The sequence below is a fragment of the Pelotomaculum sp. PtaB.Bin117 genome (genome assembly GCF_002067195.1).
GTDB lineage: Bacteria > Bacillota > Desulfotomaculia > Desulfotomaculales > Pelotomaculaceae > Pelotomaculum_D > Pelotomaculum_D terephthalicicum.
In genome coordinates, this window is sequence record NZ_MVQM01000089.1 from 1 (window position 1) to 9727 (window position 9727).

Here is a 9727-nt window from a genome sequence, read left to right on the forward strand (position 1 = left end):
AATGCTAGGAGGTATGAGGATGTTAAGGAGACAATTTCAGTTGTTTGGGACATGGTGGTTTAATTTAAAGTTTCAAACTCAAATTATGATTATGTTTACAACCCTTGTTGTTCTTGTTGTGCTATTGTTAGGAGGAACAACATATTTCATATTAAAAAACAACATGGAAAGATTAATTACAGATAATTTAAATCTTTCGGTTAAAAACGTCGGGGATAAAATTGAACTTTTTACTTCAACGATAGATAGCAGGGAACTAAAAAACAAGGTAGGTTATTTAATGACTCAAGAATTATCATATTTTAGCAATAAAGAGATTGGAGCCGAATTGCGCTTGATCGATGGAGAGGGCGGTAAGGTAATTGAGTTAGGTGAGAAAACAGAGCAAAGCGACTTTATTCCCCAGCCTGCCATCGAGGAGATTATTAAGAAAAAAAGCGGAACTCTATTTTTTGAAAATGAACGGGAAAAGTATAATGCTGCTTATATCAACATACCGGGGAAAAACTGGATTTACATTTCTAGTATTTCTGAAGATGATTATCTGGCGCCTATCAATAAAATGAGGAATATTACTTTGGCTATCGGTCTGGTTGCTATTATCACTTCATTTTTGATTTGCTTTTTTGTATCCAGAAGGATTGCCATACCGTTGGCCGCCATGTTGCAGGTTGCGGGAAAAGCGGGAACAGGCGATTTGACTGTGCGTGCCCATGAGGAAGGGGTCGGTTTGGAATATTCCGTTTTAGGCAAAAGTTTTAACAGAATGCTAAAAGATCTGGCATTATTAATAAATGATTTCCAATCTCTGGTAAAAGATCTCTTGGCTAACAGTAAAAAAATTAATTCTGTTGCAGACAATCAAGTGGAGTTAATCCAACAGACCGGTTTGCTGGTTAATGATATGGCTTCTTCTATTCAGGAAGTATCCTGCGAGATTTATGAGACAGAAGAAGCTGGTTGTGAAGTGCGGATGGCAGTGGAAAACGGGCGTTCGGCTCTGGAAAGCATCCTTAGAAACATCAATGAGAATTTTGCCCTGATAGAAGGGCAATCGCGGTCTGTTGAACTCCTGGGTGGGCATCTGGACAAAGTCGGACAAGTATTGGAAATAATCAAAGACATATCAGAAAGGACACATCTATTATCCTTAAACGCATCCATAGAGGCAGCGCGAGCGGGGGAATACGGCAATGGTTTCTCCGTGGTGGCCGATGAAATAAGGAAACTAGCGGGAATTGCCGGACAATCGGTTAAAGAAATAAGCGGGTTGATAAATGCCATAAAAATTGAAAGCAAGGCTGTGTTGGAAAAGGTGGAAGAGGGCAGAAAAGGGGCCAAAGAAGGTCTCTCAATGACCGGTAATGCCGAGGGATATTTAAATAATATTTATAGCTCCATAACGAACGCTAATGAATGCATAACGAAAATAAGCCGAAAAATGGACCAAATCTCTGCGGGTACCGGGCAGGTAGTGTTGACGATGCGCTCCGTTGCCGGAACAGTGGAAACGGAATCAAATGGGATTGTGGATGACCATAACTCTTCGGCGAGGAAAGTGGCGGATCTGGCCAGGGAGTTGGCCGTAATGGCCCAAAGTCTCCAGGGTCAGCTTCTTAAGTTCAAAACCATTTAACAGGAGTCAGGAGTCATAATAAAAGAATAGCTAACCATCTTGAGATATTCTGAATTCTGACTCCTGAATTCTGAATATTTAAATGAATGATATATACAAATTTTACAAGGAAATAACCAAGAATTAATAAGTAATTAGTTTGGATTTAATATTCATCTTTTATAATAACCACCGAGGGCACACTACTATGTCTCATACGATTATGGAATAGGGGGTAATAAACTTGACAGTACGGGTTTTAGATACCAATGTTCTGCTGGATCGCCCCATAGAAGAAATAATCCAATCATTCCCTCCCTGTAAAATCATCTTGCCCCTCGCGGTTATTCATGAACTGGATAATTTTAAAGGTCTGGAGGACCAGCGGGGCCTTTACGCCCGCAGCGCCATTAGATTTCTTGACGGGTTGCGGCCGAAGCTTCATCAAGGAGTCCGTCTCAAAACCGGCCACTACTTCAAAGTAGAAGTAAACCATACTGACGTTCAGCTCCCCGAAATCTTGTCAAAGAACATGATAAACAACCGGATCCTTACCGTCAGCAAAGGCATCATGGAAGAAGAGCCGCTGAAGTTGATCACTCAGGATATTTATACCAGATTGATTGCCGATATTTTAGGCATACCGGCTGAAAATTATATAGCTGAAAGTGTTGAGTTGGGAAATTTATATTCCGGTTGGTGTGAAGTTCAAATATCAGACCGGGAGGTTCAAAATTTTTACCAACTTAATTCTTTTTATACAGATTATCCACTGTTGGCCAATCAGTATGTCAAGATGGTTGATCAGACGGGGGGAGCGCACTACGGGCGTTATAACGCCGGTAATAAAAACATTGTTTCATTATGCCGTGAGCAGCAGGCTTTTGGCATCGGTCCGGCAGAAGAGAACATCGAACAGCATTTTTTAATAGACGCGCTGCTCAATCCGGATATTCAACTGGTAAGTATTTTAGGCCCGGCGGGTACGGGAAAGACCTTGCTGGCCCTGGCTGCCGGCCTGCATCAGGTCATAAACAAGGGCTTATACAGCAAGTTGGTGGTTTCCCGGGCGCTCATTCCACACGGCCAGGACATCGGGGCGTTGCCGGGCGATAAAGAAGAGAAGCTTTCGCCCTGGATGGGCGCGATCTTTGACAACCTGGAATTTTTACTCAGCAATTTTGCCGTAAATAAGTATGACAGAAAATCATCACCCGCGGAACAAGTCGGCAAGTTTATGGAAGAGGGATATATTGAGCTGGAAGCTTTGGCCTATATCCGCGGCCGCTCAATTCCCGGGCAGTGGGTGATTATTGACGAGGCGCAGAATTTGACCAAGGAAAACGTTAAAACAATCATCACGCGTGCGGGGAAGGGAACAAAAATAGTAATAACCGGGGACATCCAACAGATCGACAACTGCCGTTTGACTGCCACAAACAACGGTTTTGTAACTTTAATCGAAGCCTTCAAGGGGCAGCAGCTTTACGCGCATATCACTTTAAACAGAACAGAACGCAGTTCTTTGGCTGCCTTGGGAGTAGAACTTCTTTAAATTAAAATTTACCCCAGTCCGGCGGGGGAAAGGCCGGACAAAAAAGGAGGGGAAAATGGCTTGCAAAAACTGCGCCTGCCCAGCCTGGGAATGGAACCTGGAGAGAGACGTATCGAGGTCAAGAATCCAGATCTGTCCGGTATGCGGCAGGATCGGGAGGATTATCACAAGCCGTTGTGTTCGCTGCGAATTAGAACATTGTCCTGTGCTGGAAAATGATGTCCGGGCGTATGGTTGGGAGCTTTCATACCAAAATTTACCGAATGAACCTTGCGGCACCAATTTATGGTGAGTAAAACCATGGTGAATCAAACAACCGGACAGCATAGCAATTCTCCATCCGTTTGCTTGTTGCTGCGGCGATCGCATTCTAGTAGAGTGCAATTGCCGCATATTTTCTACCTGCGCCAAATGTTGCGAAAGGAGATGCCCTCGAGTAAATTTTGTCCGGTTTCCCGCTTTTTCTTCATAATATATCCGATAAATTCTCTCAGAAAACTTTCCCAGATTTGAGCCACGGATTTGGCGTCGGTCTTGCTGCGGCTCCGAATAGCCACACTATCGTCAATAGCTTTGCGCAAGTCTGCCAGTATTTTGGAAAGATGTGCAATTAATTCGTCTGAACTTGTCAATCGACCCCCACCTTTTTATCCAATTATTAATTATTCAAGGGGTGCTTCATTATCTTGGTTTGGTTCATTTTCCTCCGCTTCAGCGGTATCGGATACCGGATTCTCTGGCGAAGAAGTTACTTTATTAAAGTTCACCTCGGCAACAATGTCTTCAAATTCCTCTTTTGCCTGAGAAAATACACCATGTACCCGTTCATTTATTTCCATGGCTTCTTCCATTGCTTTACATATCAACGGACGTACTGATTTTGACACTGAGGGTAAAAATAACAGCCCAATTAACGCCGCACCTGCTCCCCAGCCGAAACTGCGGCGGTCAATACCCCGCAATGGATTTGTGAGCCGGTTCCAGAAGGGTTTTACATGGCCGACACCGCCGTTATTTGGTCCCAAGCTTTGCAGCAAGTCCTGAACTCCCATGCCCTGCTCCCGGGCTTCATGCAATAAGTCATAAAGCATCTGGCGAATTTGAGGATCCCTGGCTTGTCCAAGTTGCTGGTTCATTTTATCCAACGCTCTTAACTCATCCCGCAACTGGTTTCTCACCAGTGACATATTGCGCTGGTAATGATATTCATCTCTATCGGTCCACCAGTCATCTTCATCCTGCTGGTGTTTCCGGCCGCGATATGCAGGTGGCGGGTAGTCCCCCCGGCCGTTGCCGTCATGGTAGTGTTTTTCCCGCCATTCCCGGCGGTTCTCAAGATCCTCAATGATTTCTTTCTTTAGCTGCTTGATTACCTCAGGGTCATATTTGCCAGCCATTTCTTTACCTTGTTCTTGATGCATTTATATTCCTCCCAAGGTTTTTAGTCTGAATTATTTTGCCCAAAAAGAAACCAATTTTATTACAATATTTTTATGTTTTTAAATAAATTTCTTACTACTTCCCTTGAATGAATGATTAAGATTGAAATGACTGCCGGCAAGTCCTTTGCGGACATTTACATCAGCACCCAGCGGGGCGGGCTGCGAATGTGTATGGAGACATACAGGAGATATATAATTGAGAGAGCTGCCGTTAAGCCGGGCAGCTCTCCAATTTTTCTTTATTTACCGGTGTTTTTTGGTTTTTCGCCTGGTTTATTGCCATGCCATAAATCGGCAACGGCCCGGTCCATAATGGAAGTCAGCCCGGATGTGCCCAATACAACGGCCGCGTCCATCAGACCCAGCGGACTTGTTTTAAAGATCCTCCTGCCAAACGGCAGGTAGATTGCTCCGGCCAGCAAGGCTGACGAGAGAGCGACCGAGCCCGCCAGGAAATGGTTGGATTTGCCTTCTTTTCGTTCACCGTATTCCAGGGCCGCCAACAGTTGTCCCGATGTAATGGTTGCCAGGGCGATTGTCCTGGCCCGGCTCAGGTCGCCATGCTTTAAAGCCCAGTGGTAGGTTCCTAGCCCCACCAGGCCAAGGGATACGCCCCGGCTGACTATTTGGGCGTTCAGACCATCATCAAAAAAACCTTGGCTGGTTGGCCTGGGCGCCCGGACCATCAATTCTTTGCCCGGCGGCTCAACTCCCAAGGCCAAAGCAGGCAGGCCGTCTCCCAATAAATTCAGAAAGAGCAACTGGATGGGCAGCAAGGGCATCGGCAGACCAAGAAGAACTGACAGGAACATCAAAAGCACTTCGCCGGCATTGGTGGATAATAAGTAGCGCACCGACCGCCTGATATTGCTGTATATTCCCCTGCCCTGCTCTACCGCGGAGACCAGCGTGGCAAAGTTGTCGTCAAGCAGCACAATATCAGCGGCTTGTTTGGTTACATCGGTTCCGGTCCGGCCCATGGCCACACCGATGTCTCCTTCTTTTACAGCGGGAGCGTCGTTGATGCCGTCCCCGACCATGGCTACGATTTCACCCTGCTGGCGGAAAGCTTTGACCAGGCGTAACTTGTGCGCCGGCAGCACCCGGGCGAAAACTCTCACCTCCCGCACCGCCGCAGCCAATTCAGTGTCATTGAGACTTTCAATATCGCGTCCGGTAAGCACCCTGCCGCTTTCGGCAATGTCCAGCTTTTGGGCTATGGTTAAGGCGGTATGGGGGTGATCCCCGGTGATCATCACAACCTTGATCCCGGCGCGGTGACAGGTGGCAATGGCATTGCCAGCCTCCGGCCGCGGCGGGTCAACCATACCGGCCAGGCCAAGCAGGATAAGAGCTTGTTCCGGGTCAGGCAATTCCGGATCAGCCAGCGGGCGGTAGGCAATTGCCAGTACCCGCATGGCATCGCCGGCCATCTGCTCGCTAGCTTCCAGCACCGCCCGGCGCGAAGCGCCGTCCAGAGGGACAATTTTGCCCTGTCGCTGCATTTGCGTGCAAAGACCAAGGACTACTTCCGGGGCGCCTTTCACAAATGCCGCGTACTCCGGACTTTTTCCCCGGCAAACTACCGTCATTCTTGACCGTTCGGCGTCAAAAGGAAGTTCTCGAATCCGCCGCCACCTTTCCTGAATTTCCTTGTAATTCAGACCGCTGTGCAAAGCTGCCAGCAGCAGGGCGCCTTCAGTAGGATCGCCTTCTGCCCGCCACTGTGATTTAGTTCTCCCGGACAGTTTGTTTTGCGGCCTATGCAGGCTGGCATCGTTGCACAGTACTCCGGCAGCCAGCAAATTCACCAAATCTCGCGGGTCGTTGTTCCCCGCTTGGTCCGGCTTTAGCAGCCGTTCACCCGGTTGGGTTTGCCACCAGCCGCCACTGGTATAGACCGACTGCACCTTTTGACGGTTTTGGGTTAATGTACCCGTTTTGTCGGTACAGATTAAAGTGGCGCTGCCTAGTGTTTCCACGGCCGGCAGATGCCTGACCACGGCGTTTTCTTTAGCCATCCGTTTGACGCCGGATGCCATGGCAATGGTAACCACAGCCGGTAAACCTTCCGGTATGGCGGCAACTGCCAGGCTGACCCCAGCTAAAAACATCTGGAACAAAGAGCCGCCTCGCAGTACACCGGTCAGCGCCACCAACCCGCTGGCCGCCAGGGAGTACTTTAATATTACGCCGCCAACTGCGGTCATGTGGTTTTGCAGCGGTGTCGGCTCCCGCTTATGCTCGTTGAGCAAACCGGCAATTTTGCCTATTTCAGTGGACATGCCGGTGGCCGACACCAATCCCACCGCTCGCCCTCGGGTGACATTCGTCCCCATGAACGCCAGATTGTCACAATCCAATAAAACTGTACAATCTGTGATCAGATCGGCTTTTTTAGGGATGGGATATGGTTCGCCGGTCAGGGCCGACTCCTCGACTTCCAGCCCGTGCACTTCTATCAGGCGTAAATCGGCCGGTACTGCGTCCCCCTGCTCCAGCAGTACAATATCGCCCGGCACCAAGCCGGCCGCCGGTAAACGCCGCTCTTTTCCAGCCCTTCTTACTTTAGCGGCAGGGGCCGTCATTTTATCCAGGGCTTGTAAAGCACCCTCGGCTTTTTGCTCCTGCAGGGCGCCCAGCATTGCGTTCAAGATTAAGATGGTCACTATGGCCAGGGCGTCATTGAATTCGCCCATTGCTATGCAGACCACTGCCGAGGCCATCAAAGCTTTTACCAGAAAGTCCTTAAGCTGGTCCGACATCCTGGAGAAAAAACCCCGCGGCTCTGCCTCGGCCAATTTATTGGGGCCGAATAAATTCATTCTCTGCAGCACCTGAGGTCTATTCAGGCCGTTTTCAAGGTCTGTTTTCAGTTTTTGTAGGGCTTCATCCACCGACAGTTTGTGCAAATCGCTAAAGTTAAATTGTGACCGTGGTTCCTGCCGGAAGGTTTCAAGGTGATTATCGCTGAGAGCCAAAGCCGCGGCTATTTCCTGCCGCGCCGCCGGCAGCGAACGGCAGCGGTTTCTTGAGCGGTGGAGGCTGCCTGACAATAGTCGCAAAGAATTCGCCCCTACAAATATAGAAATCAAATTGTTATATACAGAGGCGGCCATCGGCGGCAGCCGGCCTGTCGCCCCCAAAGCCAAACCGGTAAAGTTGGCTGCCAGGACTAAAGTTAAATTTTGTTTGACCCGCAGTTCACCGGTCTTTGCCGTGCGGAATACTTCCGGTAATAAGGCGGGTCTGGAAATAACCACATCAACCGTGTTGCATTTTAGACTGGAAGCCAGGCAAATACTGACGTCAGCGACTTGCAACAGCGGAGAGTCGTCTGTATCTCCCATCAATAAAGCGATCTTTTTACCCTGGCGCTTCAAACTGCCGATAAGCCCTACTTTGTCTTGGGTTGTTAAGCCCGGCCAGACCTGGTATATTCCGATTTCATGGGCGGACTGCCGCAATACGCGGCTATCCTTTTCCACGGTTAAGCCTATGTTATTGATTCCCAGGGCACGCAAGCCATTAACCAGTTCACGCGGATCAGCCGCCCGATACCGCTTGATCCCGATTAAGCCGGCTAACCGGCCTTGCGTGGCGATAAATACCGGAAGCTGACCGAGATGCCGCAAACGGCGGGCTTTGAAAAAAAACCATTTGGTCTCGACGCCGCCTGCGGTTAGAATATCTTCGTTACCCGCCAGCACCGGTTTTATTTCCCCCGAGCCGTTATTTGTTGATTCTAAGCGGTATACCCGGGCTGCCAGCGCTTTCCTTAAGACCAGGCAATGGTAGTTATCCATTTGGCATGAAGCCTCTGCTGCCAAGTCAAGCAATTCTTTCTTGGTAATTCCGGGTGCCGGTAGAATGTCCGCCACCTGGTATGATGCTTCAGACAGCGTCTCTACGCTGGTGAAAACAACTGTGTCTACAACTGAAAGAAGCTCAAGTGTATGCTCGTCCCGGTAAAGAATCCCTTTTTTCCCCGCTCCGGCCATCGCCGCGGTAGCCGCGGTAGGGGCGGCAAGGCCGGCGGGAGACGGATTGGCCGCCAGCAGCATGGCTAACCCTCTTTGGAAGCCGCCGGCGCCGCCGGCTAATCCAGATAATGAAGCCAGCCCGAATACCGGCAGCACTGCCCTGCGGCCATACTCTTGTCCGGCCTCGCGCCACCGGGGAATTTTTGCTCTCTCTTGTTTCTGCCCCGGTTCTCCTTTTGTTTCCGGCAGTTCCGGCAACGCGTTGCGATAGCTCCGAAGCACCAGGGACTGTCCAAGGGCGGTCAGGTTGGTCAGCCAGATTACCAGCAGTCCGGGAATGCTTTCTCGCAAAAAAATGGTGCTCAAGGCTATTGCGCTCATCAATAAATCGTGATTGATCCTGCCTCTAGCCAGGCTTTGCAACCCGCTGTACAAAACCGGATAACCGGAAACGATGGCAGTGATTGCCGCCAGGTTGAAAATACCGGAGCTTTCGGCCAGAGGGGTGCGGCCGAACAAGACGCGCTTTAAACCTAAATAGGCCAGTATTCCTCCCCCCATGGCCACATTAAGCAGTTGCTCGCTGATAGGCAAATCTTCCGGCTCCCGGAGCTTCTGCCAAGCTAAAGCGGATGCCCCGTTGTTCTTTGGAGGCAGCTGGAACCCATACTCTGGGCAATTATTAATATCATTAATGGTTTTAATCAATTTGTTTGGTTTTACCTGCGTTTCGTTAAAAACTACCAATACCCGGCCTGTCAGCGGGTTTGCCTGCGCCCGGCGGACGCCGGCCATTTCGGTTATTCTCCGGTGAATGCCCGAGGCCATCAACCAGTTGCCCTTTAGCCCCGGCACCGATATCCTTATCCGGCCGGGCAAACGGTGAACTATCTCCGTCCCAGCAGCCTGCCCATAATTATTTTTGCTCAAATGCTCATTATTCACCCCCTCAATCGGATATTAACCGCTATTTTCTCCCGTTTCTTTTGTTTTATGTTAGAACAGTTTACGTTTAATTATGGAAAAGGCGATTAAGTATTTTTTTGTAAAAATCGTTAAATATGTATATCAAAACGGTTAATAGAAAAGATAAAATTCAGGATGTTGCTGTTGACTTAAGAGCAATCACATT

6 protein-coding genes are annotated in these 9727 nt (G+C 49.0%); 3 read left to right on the plus strand and 3 right to left on the minus strand.

Going from position 1 to position 9727, the window contains the following annotated elements:
• Positions 1-19: 19 nt before the first annotated feature.
• The 3 genes from A4E54_RS05890 to A4E54_RS05900 all read left to right on the plus strand — a co-directional run bounded on the left by A4E54_RS05890 (position 20) and on the right by A4E54_RS05900 (position 3462).
• The gene (locus A4E54_RS05890; protein WP_286724992.1) at positions 20-1636 is read left to right on the plus strand and encodes a methyl-accepting chemotaxis protein; all 1617 of its coding nucleotides are present in this window, start codon (positions 20-22) and stop codon (positions 1634-1636) included.
• A gap of 223 nt (positions 1637-1859) precedes the next feature.
• A complete protein-coding gene (locus tag A4E54_RS05895; RefSeq protein WP_286724994.1) occupies positions 1860-3170 on the plus strand; it encodes a PhoH family protein in 1311 nt (436 codons plus the stop codon).
• Positions 3171-3225: 55 nt separating this feature from the next.
• Complete coding sequence (locus tag A4E54_RS05900) at positions 3226-3462, plus strand: hypothetical protein (protein WP_240084990.1); 237 nt, start codon at positions 3226-3228, stop codon at positions 3460-3462.
• 106 nt (positions 3463-3568) lie between these two features.
• Here the strand turns inward: A4E54_RS05900 and A4E54_RS05905 are convergent, their stop codons facing one another.
• From A4E54_RS05905 to A4E54_RS05915, 3 genes are all read right to left on the minus strand, one after another.
• On the minus strand, positions 3569-3802 hold the full coding sequence (locus tag A4E54_RS05905) for a hypothetical protein (RefSeq protein ID WP_240084991.1): 234 nt from the start codon (positions 3800-3802) through the stop codon (positions 3569-3571).
• Positions 3803-3832: 30 nt separating this feature from the next.
• Entirely contained in the window at positions 3833-4591 is a 759-nt protein-coding gene (locus tag A4E54_RS05910) for a hypothetical protein (RefSeq protein ID WP_240084992.1), read from the minus strand.
• A 260-nt stretch (positions 4592-4851) separates the two neighbouring features.
• On the minus strand, positions 4852-9525 hold the full coding sequence (locus A4E54_RS05915; RefSeq protein WP_286724997.1) for an HAD-IC family P-type ATPase: 4674 nt from the start codon (positions 9523-9525) through the stop codon (positions 4852-4854).
• Positions 9526-9727: the final 202 nt, after the last annotated feature.

Excerpts from the sequence above, each read along its gene's own strand:
- A4E54_RS05900 (WP_240084990.1), top strand. The coding sequence starts at position 3,226 with ATGGCTTGCAAAAACTGCGCCTGCCCAGCCTGGGAATGGAACCTGGAG.
- A4E54_RS05890 (WP_286724992.1), top strand. The coding sequence starts at position 20 with ATGTTAAGGAGACAATTTCAGTTGTTTGGGACATGGTGGTTTAATTTA.
- A4E54_RS05910 (WP_240084992.1), bottom strand. The coding sequence starts at position 4,591 with ATGCATCAAGAACAAGGTAAAGAAATGGCTGGCAAATATGACCCTGAG.